General features: G+C 71.7%; 8 protein-coding genes and 1 pseudogene. 6 read left to right on the top strand and 3 right to left on the bottom strand.

The annotated features are described in order from the left end of the window. The first annotated feature begins 21 nt into the window (after positions 1 to 21). The 3 genes and pseudogenes from OG322_RS08510 (at position 22) to OG322_RS08500 (ending at position 3,810) form a co-directional block, all read left to right on the top strand. Positions 22 to 1,437 carry an NAD(P)/FAD-dependent oxidoreductase gene (locus OG322_RS08510; RefSeq protein ID WP_124285349.1) on the top strand — a complete coding sequence of 472 codons (1,416 nt, stop codon included), beginning with the start codon at positions 22 to 24 and terminating at the stop codon, positions 1,435 to 1,437. A gap of 156 nt (positions 1,438 to 1,593) precedes the next feature. After that, positions 1,594 to 1,915, top strand: a pseudogene (locus OG322_RS08505) (hypothetical protein). Between the two features lie 65 nt (positions 1,916 to 1,980). Further along, positions 1,981 to 3,810, top strand: coding sequence for a chitinase (locus OG322_RS08500; protein ID WP_123462581.1), 1,830 nt, complete (start codon positions 1,981 to 1,983; stop codon positions 3,808 to 3,810). Here OG322_RS08500 and OG322_RS08495 read toward each other — a convergent pair. Beyond that, positions 3,761 to 4,576 (bottom strand): phosphatase PAP2 family protein, encoded by an 816-nt coding sequence (locus OG322_RS08495; RefSeq protein WP_241200241.1) that lies wholly within the window; start codon positions 4,574 to 4,576, stop codon positions 3,761 to 3,763. The two genes, OG322_RS08500 and OG322_RS08495, sit on opposite strands and share 50 nt — an antisense overlap. A 159-nt stretch (positions 4,577 to 4,735) precedes the next feature. Next, positions 4,736 to 6,076, bottom strand: coding sequence for a 4-aminobutyrate--2-oxoglutarate transaminase (gene gabT / locus OG322_RS08490; RefSeq protein WP_123462583.1), 1,341 nt, complete (start codon positions 6,074 to 6,076; stop codon positions 4,736 to 4,738). A 245-nt stretch (positions 6,077 to 6,321) separates the two neighbouring features. On the opposite strand from gabT, the gene OG322_RS08485 reads away from it, so the two are divergent. From OG322_RS08485 to OG322_RS08475, 3 genes are all read left to right on the top strand, one after another. Further along, a complete protein-coding gene (locus OG322_RS08485; RefSeq protein ID WP_124285350.1) occupies positions 6,322 to 8,823 on the top strand; it encodes an ATP/GTP-binding protein in 2,502 nt (833 codons plus the stop codon). Between the two features lie 132 nt (positions 8,824 to 8,955). Continuing rightward, positions 8,956 to 10,521, top strand: a complete 1,566-nt coding sequence (locus tag OG322_RS08480) for a PucR family transcriptional regulator (protein ID WP_123462587.1) — start codon at positions 8,956 to 8,958, stop codon at positions 10,519 to 10,521. 172 nt (positions 10,522 to 10,693) lie between these two features. Then, positions 10,694 to 12,139, top strand: coding sequence for an aldehyde dehydrogenase family protein (locus OG322_RS08475; protein WP_123462589.1), 1,446 nt, complete (start codon positions 10,694 to 10,696; stop codon positions 12,137 to 12,139). A 208-nt stretch (positions 12,140 to 12,347) separates the two neighbouring features. On the opposite strand, the gene OG322_RS08470 is transcribed toward OG322_RS08475, so the two are convergent. Then, complete coding sequence (locus OG322_RS08470) at positions 12,348 to 15,734, bottom strand: S8 family peptidase (RefSeq protein ID WP_329306266.1); 3,387 nt, start codon at positions 15,732 to 15,734, stop codon at positions 12,348 to 12,350. Between the last annotated feature and the right edge of the window lie 32 nt (positions 15,735 to 15,766).

The raw sequence follows: 15,766 nt of genomic DNA, 5'->3' as shown, positions 1-15,766 counted from the left end.
GTCCCGAAGGAGTTGGAAACCATGGCCCCAGTTGCCATGAGCACCGCCGCCCAGTCACTCGCCGACGCGAAGCCGCTCTCGTTCTGGCTGGACGACCCCGGCAGGCCCGAGGCGCTTCCCGCGCTCACCGGCGACGAGCACTGCGATCTCCTCGTCATCGGCGCCGGCTACAGCGGACTGTGGACCGCGCTGCTCGCCAAGGAGCGCGAACCGGAACGCGATGTCGTACTGATCGAGGGGCACGAGACGGGCTGGGCCGCCTCGGGCCGCAACGGCGGATTCTGTGCCGCCTCCCTCACCCACGGCCTGCCCAACGGGCTGGAGCGCTGGCCCGACGAGATCAAGAAGCTGGAGGAGCTGGGGGAGCGCAACCTCGACGCCATCGAGGAGGCGGTCGCCCGCTACGGCATCGACTGCGAGTTCGAGCGCACCGGTGAAATCGATGTCGCCACCCAGCCCCACCAGCTCGAAGAGCTGCGGGAATGGCACCAGGAGCTGGAGCGGCGCGGCTTCGACGGGGTCGAGTTCCTCGACGGCGACGCGCTGCGCGCCCATGTCGACTCACCGACATTCCTGGGCGGCCTCTGGGACCGCCGCGGCGTCGCGATGCTGCACCCCGCCAAGCTGGCCTGGGGCCTCAAGCAGGCCTGTCTCGACCTGGGTGTACGGATCTACGAGCACACCCGCGGCCTGGAGCTGGTCAGAACCGGAACCGGAATGGCGGTCCGCACCCCGTACGGAAAGGTGCTCGCCCGCCGCGTCGCCCTCGGCACGAACATCTTCCCGTCGCTCGTGAAGCGGGTGCGCCCTTACACCGTCCCGGTCTACGACTACGCACTGATGACGGAGCCGCTGACCGCCGACCAGCTCGCCGCCATCGGCTGGAAGAACCGGCAGGGGCTGGGGGACAGCGCCAACCAGTTCCATTACTTCCGGCTCTCCGCCGACAACCGGATCCTGTGGGGCGGATACGACGCGATCTATCCGTACGGGGGCCGGCTCAGCGCCGATCTCGACCAGCGGCCGGAAACGTTCCTGAAGCTCGCCGGGCAGTTCTTCGAATGCTTCCCGCAATTGGCGGGAGTGCGTTTCAGTCATGCCTGGGGCGGTGCGATCGACACCTGCTCCCGATTCTCCGCATTCTTCGGTACGGCCCATCAGGGCCGGGTCGCCTATGCCGCCGGATACACCGGACTCGGCGTCGGAGCCACCCGGTTCGGCGCCGATGTGATGCTCGACCTCCTCGCCGGCGAGCGGACGGAGCGGACCACGCTGGAGATGGTGCGCACCAAGCCGATGCCGTTTCCGCCGGAGCCGCTCGCCTGGGCCGGCATCGAGCTGACGAAGCGCTCCCTGGCCAGGGCCGACGACAACGGCGGCCACCGCAATCTGTGGCTGCGGACGATGGACCGGATGGGGCTCGGCTTCGACAGCTGAGCCGCCCGCGACCTGCGGCGCCCCCCGGCCGGCCCACCGTGACCCAGTTCACTACCGGTTGGTAGCCGAACCCGCGTCATGGATCGGCCCTGACCCGCTCTCTCCCGTATCGCACCGGCAACTCCCTGCCGGTGCGATACGGAACGGAGGCGGGTCATGGCTGGCTCGGGGGTCAGGGCAGCGGTCGAGTGGCTTGTGTCGGTGGCACCGGACCCCGGCGCCTGTCGGTGGGAGTGGGAGCGCAATCCGCGGGGATCGCGCTCCTTCCCGCCGGCCGGCGCTGGGACGTGCTGATTCTTCCGGGGAGATCGTGGTGCCCTACCCGGGGCGGGCCGCCGGTGGGATGCGCTGGCTGATCCCGCCCGACGGATCGGGCACACTCACCGACCCCACGCTGCTGGAACTCGCGATGCACGAGGCCGCGGGAGGGGTCGCTGCGGGGGACATTGATGAGGCGGACGGGTGCCAGAGGTCTTGACAACCGGATTGGTCTGGACCATGTTGTGCGCGCCACACTCAATTCCCCCCTGCACGGAGGCCGTTGTGGAACGCACGGGACCCCCCGCCCGCATTACCGGACTTCTGGCCGCATTCACGGCGGCCCTGCTGGCCGCCGGCGGCCTGGCGGCCTCGGCGCCGAGCGCCGCGGCGGCCGACGCCGATCTGGCGCGCAACGGAACCTTCGAGGCCGGCCTGGACGGCTGGAGCTGTTCGGGCGGCAGTGGAGCCGCCGTCAGCACCCCCGTGCACGGCGGCACCTCGGCGCTGAAGGCGACCCCGGCCGGCAGCGACTACGCCAAGTGCTCCCAGACCGTGACGGTCAAGCCCGGCTCCACGTACACGCTGAGCACCTGGGTGCAGGGCAGCTACGTCTACCTGGGTGCGGAGGGCACCGGCACGACCGACGTGTCCACCTGGACGCAGTCCGCCGGGGCCTGGAAGCAGCTCACCACCACGTTCAGGACCGGCGCTTCCACCACCTCGGTGAGCGTCTACACGCACGGCTGGTACGGCATCCCCGCCTACTACGCCGACGACCTCACCCTCATCGGCCCCGGCGGTGATCCGGTCGCACTCCCGGCGGTACCCGCGGGCCTCAAGGCCGGCACGGCCACCGCGTCCTCGGTCCCGCTGTCCTGGACGGCTGTCGCGGGCGCCACCGGCTACAACGTCTACCAGGGCGGTACGAAGGTCCTCTCCGCCACCGGTACCTCGGCGACCGTGACGGGCCTCGCGGCCTCGACCGCGTACAGCTTCCAGGTCACCGCCACCAACTCGGCGGGAGAGTCCGCCAAGTCCGCCGCGGTGCCCGCCACCACCAAGACCGGCAGCAGCGGGGGAGGCGGCGGCACGGACCTGCCGGCCCACGCCCTCGTCGGCTATCTGCACTCCAGCTTCGCCAACGGCTCCGGCTACACCCGGATGGCGGACGTGCCCGACTCCTGGGACGTCATCGACCTGGCCTTCGGTGAGCCGACCTCCGTCACCTCGGGCGACATCCGCTTCTCGCTCTGCCCGGTCGCCGAGTGCCCGAACGTCGAGTCGGCGGCCGAGTTCAAGGCGGCCATCAAGGCCAAGCAGGCCGCGGGCAAGAAGGTGCTGATCTCCATCGGCGGCCAGAACGGACAGGTGCAGCTCGCCACCACCGCCGCCCGTGACACCTTCGTTTCCTCGGTCAGCAAGATCATCGACGAGTACGGTCTGGACGGACTGGACATCGACTTCGAGGGCCACTCGCTCTCGCTGAACACCGGCGACACCGACTTCCGCAGCCCCACCACGCCGGTCATCGTCAACCTGATCTCCGCGGTGAAGACCCTCAAGGCCAAGTACGGCGACAAGTTCGTCCTCACCATGGCCCCCGAGACCTTCTTCGTGCAGCTCGGCTACCAGTACTACGGCTCGGGCCCGTGGGGCGGCCAGGACCCGCGCGCCGGGGCCTACCTCCCGGTGATCCACGCCCTGCGCGACGACCTCACCCTGCTGCACGTCCAGGACTACAACTCGGGCTCCATCATGGGTCTGGACAACCAGTACCACTCGATGGGCGGCGCCGACTTCCATATCGCGATGACCGACATGCTGCTGACCGGCTTCCCGGTGGCGGGCGACCAGACCAAGGTCTTCCCCGGCCTGCGCCCCGACCAGGTCTCGATCGGCCTGCCGGCCTCCACGCAGGCGGGCAACGGCCACACCTCGCCCGCCGAGGTCACCAAGGCGTTGAACTGCCTGACGAAGAAGACCGACTGCGGCTCGTACGCCACTCACGGCACCTGGTCGGGACTCCGCGGACTGATGACCTGGTCGATCAACTGGGACCGCTTCAACCAGTGGGCGTTCTCGAAGAACTTCGACGCCTACTTCGGCGGCTGAGCACCGGCGGGAGGAGCAGCAGCCCGCACAGGAACCAGCTGCCCAGCACGTCCAGCGGCCAGTGATAGCCGCGCAGCACCAGACCGATGCCCGTCGCCGCCGTCAGCAGGACGGCGGCGACGGGCATCATCCATGGGCGCCTCACATACGGGGCGAGCAGCAGCGCCGCGGCCCCGTACGCCACCGCGGCGGTCGCCGCATGGCCCGACGGGTAGTAGCCGGTGGCGTCGGTCAGCGGCCCGGGGCGGGCGATCCAGTCCTTGAGCGGGACGACGAGCAGCGGCACCGCGGCCATGGTGAGCGCGGCGGTGAACGGTTCCCGGCGTGCGCCGCGCACCAGTGACCAGACGATCGCGCAGCCCAGCACCGGAAGCGCGGCCTGCGTACTGCCGAGGTCGGCAAGGAATTCGGTGAGCCGGGCCGGGCCGTGACCGACGAGGGCCCGGCCGGTGCGCTCGTCGAGGCCGCGCAGCGGGCCGTCGGCCGCGATCTGCCAGGTGGTGAGCGCGAACAGGGCCAGCAGGCCCGACACCACGGAAATGAGAAGAGCCGTCCGTCCCGGAACAGGGGGGGTTGTTCCGGGACGGACGGTCGGACCGGCGTGCCGCGCGCCCCGGGGGGTGTGGGGCGGGCGGCCATCCGATCGGTGAGGAGTTCCGGAGCCCGGGGCTCCAGTGGTGTGCGCGAAGGCACGACCAGGACGGCGCTGGGGGAGCTCCGACCCGGTATCGCCCGCAGTCCCCTGCGGGCGGGGTGTTTCTCTCATCTGCGGAAACCGTACGTCAGGCGATGGGGGGACCGACAGCGGGAACGGTATCCCGCCATCGCCCCCGCACACCTTCTTCACAGGCCCTCACGCGGGCGCCGGTCATCCCCGGAGAAAACGCCGCGCGCCGCTTTGGGCCGCTCCGGGACCCAGTGGGCCTCAGACGGTGGCGAAGGCCTGCTCGATCACGTCGAGGCCCTCGTTCAGCAGGTCCTCGCCGATCACCAGCGGCGGCAGGAAGCGCAGGACGTTGCCGTACGTGCCGCAGGTGAGCACCAGCACACCCTCGGCGTGGCAGGCCTTGGCGAGCTGCCCGGCCACCTCCGGGTTGGGGTCCTTGGTGCCGGACTTCACCAGCTCGATCGCGATCATCGCGCCGCGGCCCCGGATGTCACCGATGAGGTCACCGTTCGGCAGCTTCGCCTGCATCTGCGCGAGCCGGACCTTCATGACCTCCTCGATGCGCTTCGCCTTCCCGTTCAGGTCCAGCTCGCGCATCGTCTCGATGGCGCCGAGGGCCCCGGCGCAGGCGACCGGGTTCCCGCCGTAGGTGCCGCCGAGGCCGCCGGAGTGCGCGGCGTCCATGATCTCGGCGCGGCCGGTGACCGCGGAGAGCGGGAGGCCGCCCGCGATGCCCTTGGCGGTGGTGATCAGGTCGGGGACGATGCCCTCGTCCTCGCAGGCGAACCACTGGCCGGTGCGGCAGAAGCCGGACTGGATCTCGTCGGCGACGAAGACGATGCCGTTGTCCTTGGCGAACTGCGCGATCGCCGGGAGGAAGCCCTTGGCCGGCTCGATGAACCCGCCCTCGCCGAGCACCGGCTCGATGATGATCGCGGCGACGTTGTCCGCGCCGATCTGCTTGGTGATCTGGTCGATGGCCTGGGCGGAGGCCTCCGCACCGGCGTTCTCGGCACCGGTCGGCCAGCGGTAGCCGTACGCCACCGGCACCCGGTAGACCTCGGGCGCGAACGGGCCGAAGCCCTGCTTGTACGGCATGTTCTTCGCCGTCAGCGCCATCGTGAGGTTGGTCCGGCCGTGGTAGCCGTGGTCGAAGACGACGACGGCGGTGCGCTTGGTGTACGCACGGGCGATCTTCACCGCGTTCTCGACGGCCTCGGCGCCCGAGTTGAACAGCGCCGACTTCTTCGCGTGGTCGCCCGGCGTCAGCTCGGCGAGCTGCTCACAGACCTCGACGTAGCCCTCGTACGGAGTGACCATGAAACAGGTGTGGGTGAAGTCGGCGAGCTGCGCGGACGCGCGCCGCACCACGGCCTCGGCGGAGGCGCCCACCGACGTCACGGCGATACCGGAGCCGAAGTCGATCAGCCGGTTGCCGTCCACGTCCTCGATGATCCCGCCACCGGCACGGGCGGTGAACACCGGCAGCGTGGAGCCCACACCGGCGGCGACCGTCGCGAGGCGGCGGGCCTGCAGCTCCGCCGACTTCGGGCCGGGAATGGCGGTGACGACGCGGCGCTCCTGCGGAATAGCGGTCATGCGGGGCTCCTGGGGGGTGTTTCGGACGCTTATCTTTCTGCAGGCTAGGGGTGGGGGCGGGGCGCGGGCATGCTCCGATCGGGAGTGATGAGAGGCGTGTCCTTGTCCGCGGCGGACAGAAGGCGTGACAGTGACGGGGCGGCCCCTTCCCCGTCACTATCCGGGCGCCTTGCTGAACTCACCGTGCCCGCGCACTAGATTGGCCGTGCAGCGGTCGGACCTGGCTGGTCAGGGGGCAACGGTTCATGGACAACGAAGGCACGTACGGCGCCCGGGGCACGCGGGGTGCGCAGCCGCCCGACGGCCGCCCCGGCGGGCCGGGAAGCGCCGTGCCGCACCCGGCCGGCCCGCCGCCCACGGCCCCGCCGACGTTCCCTCCGACGGTGCCGCCGCCCGCGGTGGAGCCCTCCGCCATGGCTCCGACCGCGATTCCGCCCGGCCGGCCCGTGACTCCGCCCGGCCGGTACCGGGCCGCCGGTACGGGACCGCCGACGGCCGACTGGCTGAACGCGCCGCGCCCCGACAGCGATCCGGGCGTGTGGCGGTACGCCTACGTGCCACGGCCCGCCGAGCGGCCGCCGCGCCCCTCGCTGGTGGGGCCCGCCGCGACGCTGGCCCTGTGGCTCCTGCTGTGGCTGCTGCTCACCGAGCGCGCCGTTCCCTATGTGTTCAAGCCGATCGAGATCATCACCGGGCCCCAGTGGTGGTCGTTCGGCGGCCTCCGGGACGACGCGCCCGCGCTGGTGGTCAACTCCACCACGCTCTACTACCAGGTCCTCGTGCTCGCCCTGGGCTTCTGGGCAGCCCGGATCGGCGGCTGGGCACGCCTCTTCCGCTACTTCGCGGGCCCACACCTGGACCGGGCCAGGTTCGTGACCTCGGCAACCGGCGCGCTGCTCACCGTATGGCTCGTATGGACCCGGCGGGTGCCGCTCGCGGACGTACTCCTGCCCGCGGTGCCCACCGGCTTGATGCAGGGGGGCGGCAACCAGTACGCGGCGCTGTTCGTCTCGATCGTGCTCTACGCGCTGATCGGCACCGCGATCGTGTGGCCCTTCGCCAGAATCGGCCAGTGGTCGGTGGAGCTCGGCCCCCTCCTGGGGCGCCTTCGGAAGCAGCCGCCGCAGCAGCCCCGGACCGCTCCCGGCCTGCCGGACCGGGCTCCCGCGCAGCCCGGTCCGGCCCTGGCGGACTGGCCCGAGCTGCGGGCCGCAGGCCGGGTGGACGCCGCGGAGGCGCTCACGGCGGCCGTGCACACCGGCCGGATGAACGATGTGGACTGCGTACGGCTGCGCCACGCCTGGGCCGTCGCCCGGACCCGCCCCGATCGCCTCGAATCCTTCACCGAAACCGTGCTCCGCAAGGGTGCGGGCGCCTACCTGCACCCCTCGGGCCACCGCGATCTGCCGCTGCGTACCGCCCCGCACGACCCGCTCACGGGCCAGGTCCGGATCGGCGGCTGCGCGGACGACCCGCGCAACCCCTATCCGCGCCGCGGTTCGGGCCTGGCCCTGGAGCCCGCGTCGCTGGGAACCTCGCTCCTGGCGGTGGGGCCACCCGGCTCGGGGAAGACCGCCGGGGTGGTCCGCCCGGTCATCGAATCCCTCGCCATCAGGGCGCTCACCGGCCAGGCGGCGGTGCTCGCCGTCGGCGGGGCGGGTGCCCAGCTGGGGCCGGACGACGCCTACGACGTCGTCGTCAGGATCGGTGACCCCGCATCCGTGCACGACTTCGACCTCTACGGCGGCACCACCGACCCCGACGAGGCCGCGACCGCCCTCGCGGAGGGGCTGGTCGGCGACATCCCGGGCCTGGACAGCAGGCGTGCGGGCACCGTTCTCGGCCAGCTTCTCGGCCCCTACCGCACCGTCCACGGCAGATTCCCCGGCGTACCCGAACTCCGTGAACTCCTGGAGGGCTCCGTCACCGCGCTGACCGCCCTGCGCCAGGCCCTGGAGGCGGGCGGCCATCGCGCGATGCTGCGCGAGCTGGACGCCCGGACCCGGCAGACGGGCGGTGCGGGAGACCCGGCGGCCGTGCTCGCCGACCGGATCGCCGTGCTCGACCGGCCGGCCTTCGCCGGATTCTTCTCCACCGGTGACGACGCCCGGCCGTTCTCGCTGCGGTCCCTGGAACAGCACCCGCTGCGGGTCCGCATCGAGCTGCCGGAGCGGGCTCACGCCGAGGCCTCCCACGTACTGGCCCGCCTCGTCCTCGCCCAGTTCAACGCGATCACCGCGGCCCGCTCCGACCGTTCGCTGTTCGTCTGCCTGGTCCTGGACGACGCCACCCACACCGTCACCGCCGAAACCGTCCGTGGCATCCGGCGGCTGCGCTCCGTCAACGCGGGGGCGGTCCTCGCGCTCCGGACCCTGGACGACGTGCCCGAGGCACTGCACACCGCCCTGCTCGGCTCGGTCGGCTGCAACATGGCCTTCTCCGGCGTCTCCACCTGGGACGGCAAACGCTTCGCCGAGGCATGGGGCAAGGAATGGGTGGAGGTCCGGGAGGTCGCCCAGCACGGCGTCTTCGCCGACCAGCCGCTCACCCGGGCCCTGCACGCCCTGCGGAAGCTGGCCACCGGCAAGGCCGTGACCACGGACGCCGTGACCGTGCGCCAGGTCGAGCGGGAGCGCTGGTCCGCCTCGGGGCTGGCCTACGAATTGGCGGCCGGTCACGCGGTGCTCTCCCTGACCACGGTCGACGGCGAGCACGCACCCCCGCTCCTGGTGGAACTGGGAGGCTGACGGGTTACGTGGGAGCAGCGGTACGGGAGGGCTGAGAGCGGTTACGGGAACCCTGCCGCCCTGGCAGAATCGATGGAAGCCGTTCATACGTGACGGCACAATCGATGCCCCCTCCCAAAGGTCGCCCGTCCCATGCCCCCTACGCTCGCCTCGCTGGTCCAGCACTCGGCGCTCAAACTCACGGTCCGTGCGGGGGCGGACCGGCTCGACACGCCCGTGCGCTGGGCGCATGCCAGCGAGCTGGCCGACCCCGTCCGCTACATGGAGGGCGGCGAGCTGCTGCTGGTCACCGCGACCAACCTCGACGCCGAGAGCCCGGAAGGCATGCGGCGGTACGTACGGCGGCTGGCCGGATCCGGAGTCGTCGGGGTGGGCTTCGCCGTCGGCGTCAACTACGACGACGTACCGAAGGCGCTGGTCGACGCCGCCGAGGAAGCGGGGCTGCCGCTCCTCGAAGTGCCCCGTCGCACCCCGTTCATCGCCATCGCCAAGGCGGTCTCCTCGGAGATCGCCGCCGACCAGTACCGGGCCGTCACCGCCGGCTTCGAGGCGCAGCGCGAACTGACCAGGGCGGCGCTCGCCGGGGACGGTCCCGCCGAACTGCTCACCCGGCTCGCCGCGCACGTCGACGGCTGGGCCGCGCTGTACGACGCCTCCGGGGCCGTCGTGGCCGCCGCCCCCGACTGGGCCGCCCGCCGCGCGGCCCGGCTCACCCCCGACGTGGAACGCCTGCGGGACCGCCCGGCCCCCGCCAGCGTGGTCGTCGGCGGCACCGACGACCGGGTCGAGCTCCAGTCCCTGGGCACCGGCCGCCGGGCCCGCGGCGCACTCGCCGTCGGCACCGGGTCGGCGCTCGGCACCGCGGAACGGTACGCGGTGCACTCGGCGGTCGCCCTGCTCACCCTCACCACCGCCCGTTCCCGCTCGCTCCAGGGCGCCGAACAGCGGCTCGGCGCCGCGGTGCTGCGCATGCTGCTCGCGGGCCAGCCCGACCACGCCCGAGCCGTCGCCGGAGACCTCTACGGCGGACTGCTCGACGCGCCGTTCCGGTTGCTCATCGCCGAAGCCTGCGAACCGTCGACCACGGCGCAGCTGGCCGAGGTGATGGAGACCGCGGCCTCCCGGTCCGGCGAGACCGTGCTGATGGTGCCCGAGGGCGAACGCCTCGTCGTCCTGGCCGCCGACGGCGGCGCCGCGGTCGCCGCCTGCGCGGCCTACGCGCAGGCCCAGGAGGAACGGCCCGCGCACGAACCGGCACAGGACACCGAAGTGGTCGTGGGCCTCTCCGCCCCCGCGGGGCCGATCGCCGTCTCGGCCGCGTACAAGCAGGCCGAGCAGGCCCTTTCGGTGGCCCGCCGACGGGGCAGGGCGCTGGTCGAGCACGAGGAGCTGGCGACCGGTTCGGTGCTCCCGCTGCTCGCCGACGACGCGGTGCGCGCCTTCGCGGACGCCATGCTCCGCGCCCTGTACGAACACGACACCAAGGGCCGCGGCGACCTGGTCGCGTCCCTGCGGGCCTGGCTCTCCCACCACGGCCAGTGGGACGCCGCCGCGGCGGACCTCGGAGTGCACCGGCACACCCTGCGCTACCGGATGCGAAGGGTGGAGGAGATCCTCGGCCGGTCGCTGGACGATCCGGACACCCGGATGGAACTCTGGCTGGCCCTCAAGGTCACCAACCCCGCGACGGTGTCGTAGGGCACAAGGCCCGGCAGCCGTTCCGCTTCCCTCCTTCCGGACCCGTCTGATCGTTCCGACAAACCGGCGCGCCCCGGAGCGCCTCTGCTCCACGCCGGACAAACGCCAGGCGGACCGCACGGCCCTACGGTGGGGACGGAACACCCCACGACATCGAAGGGCCGGAACCTCCATGACCTCCACCCACGCCTTCTGGCTGGCCGGCCGCGAGGCCACCGGCGAGGAAAGCTTCGACGTCACCAACCCCTGGGACGGCCGGCTCGTCGGTACCGTCGGCGTGCCCACCGAGGCCCAGGTCGAGGAGGCGGTCGCCGCCGCCCACGCCGTGCGTGACGAGTTCGCCGCGACCCCGGCCCACGTCCGTGCCGCCGCGCTCGACCACGTCGCCCGGCGCCTGACGGAGCGCACCGAGGAGATCGCCCAGCTGATCTCCGCCGAGAACGGCAAGCCCGTCAAGTGGGCGCGCGGCGAGGTCGGCCGCGCCGTCTCGGTGTTCCGGTTCGCCTCCGAGGAGGCCCGCCGCTTCAACGGTGGCGATGCCCAGCGCCTCGACACCGACCCCGGCGGCACCGGCCGTCTCGGCCTGACCCGGCGCTTCCCGCGCGGCACGGTCCTGGGCATCGCACCCTTCAACTTCCCGCTGAACCTGAGCGCCCACAAGGTCGCCCCGGCCATCGCCGTCGGTGCCCCGATCATCCTGAAGCCCGCCCCGGCCACCCCGATCTCGTCACTGATCCTGGGCGAGCTGCTGGCCGAGACCGACCTGCCCGCCGGTTCCTGGTCCGTGCTGACGGTCCCCAACGACCGGATGCCCGCCCTCGTCCAGGACGAGCGGCTGCCCGTGATCTCGTTCACCGGATCCGCCCCGGTCGGCTACTCGATCATGGACTCGGTGCCGCGCAAGCACTGCACCCTGGAGCTCGGCGGCAACGGCGCGGCGGTCGTCCTCGGCGACTACGCCTCCGAGGCGGACCTGGACTGGGCCGCGACCCGTATCGCGACCTTCTCCAACTACCAGGGCGGCCAGTCCTGCATCTCGGTGCAGCGCGTCATCGCGGACGCCGCGGTCTACGACCGGCTGCTCCCGAAGATCGTCGCGGCCGTGGAGGCACAGGTCACCGGTGACCCGTCCGACGCCGCCACCGACGTCGGCCCGCTGGTCAACGAGGACGCGGCCAAGCGCGTCGAGTCCTGGGTCGACGAGGCCGTACAGGCCGGCGGCACACTGCTCACCGGCGGCAAGCGCGACGGGGCGACCTACGCACCGACCGTCCTCACCGACCTCCCCGACGGCGTCAGCCTCTCCTGCGAGGAGGTCTTCGGACCGGTGCTCTCGGTGCAGAAGGTGGACGGCGAGGCCGAGGCGTTCGCCTCCGTCAACTCCTCCAAGTACGGCCTCCAGGCAGGTGTGTTCACCCACGACCTGCAGACCGCGTTCCGCGCCCACCGCGCGCTGGAGGTCGGCGGCGTGATCATCGGCGACGTCCCCTCGTACCGCGCGGACCAGATGCCGTACGGCGGCACCAAGCAGTCCGGCGTCGGCCGGGAGGGCGTCCGGTACGCGATGGACGACTACACCTACGAGCGGGTCCTGGTCCTCACCGGCCTCGCCCTGTAGCCCCGCCTCCGTCCTCTGCCCGCCCGGACAGCACCGTTCGACCGGCGCGGGACGACCACGCAGCAGCCCCGGCAAGCGAACCGCTTGCCGGGGCTGCTGTCTGCACCGGGCCCCGCCGGACCCCGCCGTGCCCCGGTGATCACGGCGGGGACAGCACGTGGCCGGGCGGACCAACCGCTGCGGGTGGCCGCCCGGCCTTACCGCGTGGCTACCGGACGTCGTAGGCGCGGGTGACGGTCTGGGTGACCGCGTTGCCCTTGGCGTCGGTGAGGGTGGCCTTCGTCATGACCTGCTTGCCGGCGGCGCCGGTGTGGTCGAGGACGGCCGTCCACTTGCCGTTCTTCTGCTCGGTCGGCGCCTGGGTCCAGGTGGTGCCGCCGTCGTAGGAGTAGGACAGCGAGGCGGCCGTGACCGCGCCCGGGGTGTACCCGGCATGCCCCTCGACCGACAGGCCGACCTTGATGCCGCTCTTCGCCGGCAGCGTGTTCATGCCGTCGACCGGCACGTCGTACCTCGGGAAGAGGATCGGCAGGCCGCGCGAGTAGACGTCCGGCTCCCGGTGGGAGCGGAAGCTCCACACGGTGGTGACGGCGGTGGAGCGCAGCCAGTTGCGGTCCGACGTGTCGATCTTCTGCAGGTTCTGGGTGAGTTCGTACGCGGAGTCCTCGTCCGGCACCTGGAACACGTCGTCGGGATAGGCGCTGGTGGCGATCTGCTCACCGTTGCGCTTCAGTGCCAGGTTGCCGAGGTCGCCGAACGACCCGCCGTAGGACCAGTGGTCGCCGGAGCCGTCGACCCAGAGCGCGTTCTGGAAGCCGATCAGGTCGCCCTGCCGTTCGGCGGCCAGCACCGGCTTGCCCTCGGCGTCCCGGGGGGCGGCCGGGCTCAGAGGCCCGCCGTACCACTCCTCGGTGCTCCGCTGCCCCGCCCGGTAGGTGCGCTCTTGATCACCCATGAACGCGGCGAACGGGAAGCTGGTCATCGCGCCGTGGTACCAGGCGTCCTCGCCGGTCGTGTAGTACGCGGTGCGGGTGGTGGGCACATGCACCTGGCCGAACGGGCTGACGGAGATGTAGGAGCCGGTGCTCCCGGAGGGGCGGATGAACATGGCGTCGATGTAATCGCCTTCCTTGCCCATGGCCTTCCACGTCTCGTCGACCTTGGCCAGCCGCGAGTCCTTCGGCCTGTGGACCTGGTCGGAGCGCAGCGGGCCCCGGGTCGGGAAGGACAGGTTGTAGACGTAGGGCGAGCCGTCCTCGGAGCCGGTCGCACGCCAGGTGGGCCGGAACTCGAAGGTGCCGTCCTTGGCACGTCCGTCGACATCCGCGTAGAACTTCTGGACGGCGCTGCCGGACAGCAGCGATCCGGAGATCAGCCAGGTGTCGTCCCAGGTGCGGGAGTAGCTGAGTACGGTGTTGTCCAGCTTCGAGGGGCGGTCGGTGTGCACGCTCTGCTGGTGGGCCTTGCGGGCGTCGAGGACGACGGTGGTGTCACCGGTGATGTGAAGCTGCGGCTTGGCCAGGTAGCTGACCGACTCGGGCGCGTTGTTCGCGTCGTACGTCGCCACGAAGCTGCTCAGGGAGTAGTCGCCCGGGCGTACCCGGAACGTCTGGTCGGTCGCACCCGAGTTGGTGCGGCGCTCGCCCTTGTTGATGTCGAGGCTGACGAGGTCCAGGGAGGAGGGGCCGGTCGCGGGCTCGCCGTTGCGGTCGATGGCCTTGACCCGGAGCGTGACCGTCTTCGGCTGGACGTAGAGCGTGACGGGAACGGAGATGTGCACGTGACCGCCGGTGGCCATGATGCGGCCGGTGACGGCACCGTACTGGCCGTCCTTCAGCCGGGCGGTGGGGTCGATCTGCAGCGGCACCTGAACGGTGGAGTCCGCGGGGACTCGCACCTTGCCCTGCTTCAGCTTGACGACGCCGGAGGGGACATCGCTGCCGTCGTTGCCGTGCACACCGCTGACCTTCAGGTTCAGGGTGACGGCGCTGTCGCCGGTGTTGGTGAAGGGCACCTGGACGGTGGTGCGGTCCGAGGTGTCCTGCGGCCAGTTGTAGCTGCCGGCCTGGACGGCGGGAGCGGAGACGACCTTCTGGTTCACCGCTCCGAACACGTCGAGCACACCGCCGCCGGTCTGGTCGGCGCCGCCGACCTTGCCACCGGTGCGGGCGGAGGAGACCAGCGAGGCCTTGATCTGCTGCGCGGTCCAGTCCGGGTGGGCCTGGCGGACGACGGCCGCGGCGCCCGCGACATGCGGGGTGGCCATCGACGTGCCGGACATCGTCCGGTACGCGTACACACCGCGTCCGCCCGCGCTGGCCGCCGAGATGTCGACGCCGGGGGCGGCGATCTCGGGCTTGAGGGTGTGGGTGACGGCCACGGGACCGCGGCTGGAGAACTGCGCGGTGGTGTCGTCGCGGTCGACGGCTCCGACGGTCAGCACGCCGGGCACGCAGCCGGGCGAGGAGACGGTCTCGGTGCTCGGGCCGGCGTTGCCGGCGGCGATGACGAACAGCGTGTGCGTGTTCTTCGAAAGCTCCGCCGTGGCCTGGGCCATCGGGTCGTTGCAGTCGCCGATCGCGGGGTTGCCGAGGCTCATGGAGACGACGTCGGCCTTCTGGTCGACGGCCCACTGCATGCCCGCGATGATCCAGGAGTCCAGGCCGTAGCCCTGGTCGTTGAGGACCTTGCCGATGAGCAGCGAGGTGCCGGGGGCGACGCCCTTCTTGCGGCCGTCACTGGCCGCTCCGGAGCCGCCGACGGTGGAGGCGGTGTGGGTGCCGTGGCCCACCCGGTCGTCGGTGTTCTTGGAGTCCGTGAAGTTCTCGGACGCGGCGACCCGGTTCACCAGGTCCGGGTGCTCGGCGTCCACGCCCGTGTCCAGCACGGCGACCTTGGTGCCCTTGCCGTCGTACCCGGCCGCCCAGGCCTCCGGCGCGTGCACCTGCGCGGTGGACCGGTCCAGCGTGGCCTCGGCCTTGCCGTCCAGCCACAGCTTCTTCAGCGCGGAGGCGGAACGCGAGTGGGCGTTGGTGATGTCCTGCCAGAAGGCGTCTGCGGTGCCCTTGTCTGCCTTCAGCGCGACGCCGTCCACCGCGGGAAGGCTCAGGACCCGCTCGGAACCGCGAGGGGCCGGCGGCGCGCTCTTGGCGACGTCCACGCTCTCGCCGTAGGTGGCGATGAGCGGCAGCGAGTCGGCGTGTGCGTCGTCGTAGCCCTGACGGATGAGCCCCGTGACGTTGAACAGCTGCTCGTCGACCTTGCCCTCGGCGATCGCCCGGGAGGCGGCCTCGGGGTAGACGTAGAGGTCCTTGCCCATCTGACGGGTCTGGATCATCGGCTGCGTGCCGTCCTCGCGGGGCAGCACCGCCGCGGAGCTGCGACCCGACGGGTCCGTCGTCACCTGCACCCTGTCGCCGGTGACGAGGGTGACCGTCGCCTGCTTGCCGCCCTTTGCCGCGGCGCCGCCGACGATGGGTCGCTTCCCCGGGGCACCGCCCGGCGGCGGATCAGCCGCCCCGGAAGGTGTGACCGCGGTGACGGCCAGGGCGACGGTGGTCGCCGCGCCCAAGGCTAGACGCGTTATGGAACGCATGAATCTCTCCACTTGATAGCATGAACATGCTG

The organism is Streptomyces sp. NBC_01260, from assembly GCF_036226405.1.
Taxonomy (GTDB): Bacteria; Actinomycetota; Actinomycetes; order Streptomycetales; family Streptomycetaceae; genus Streptomyces; species Streptomyces laculatispora.
Note: the sequence above shows the minus strand (reverse complement) of the source record. Positions and strands in the feature narration are given on the sequence as shown.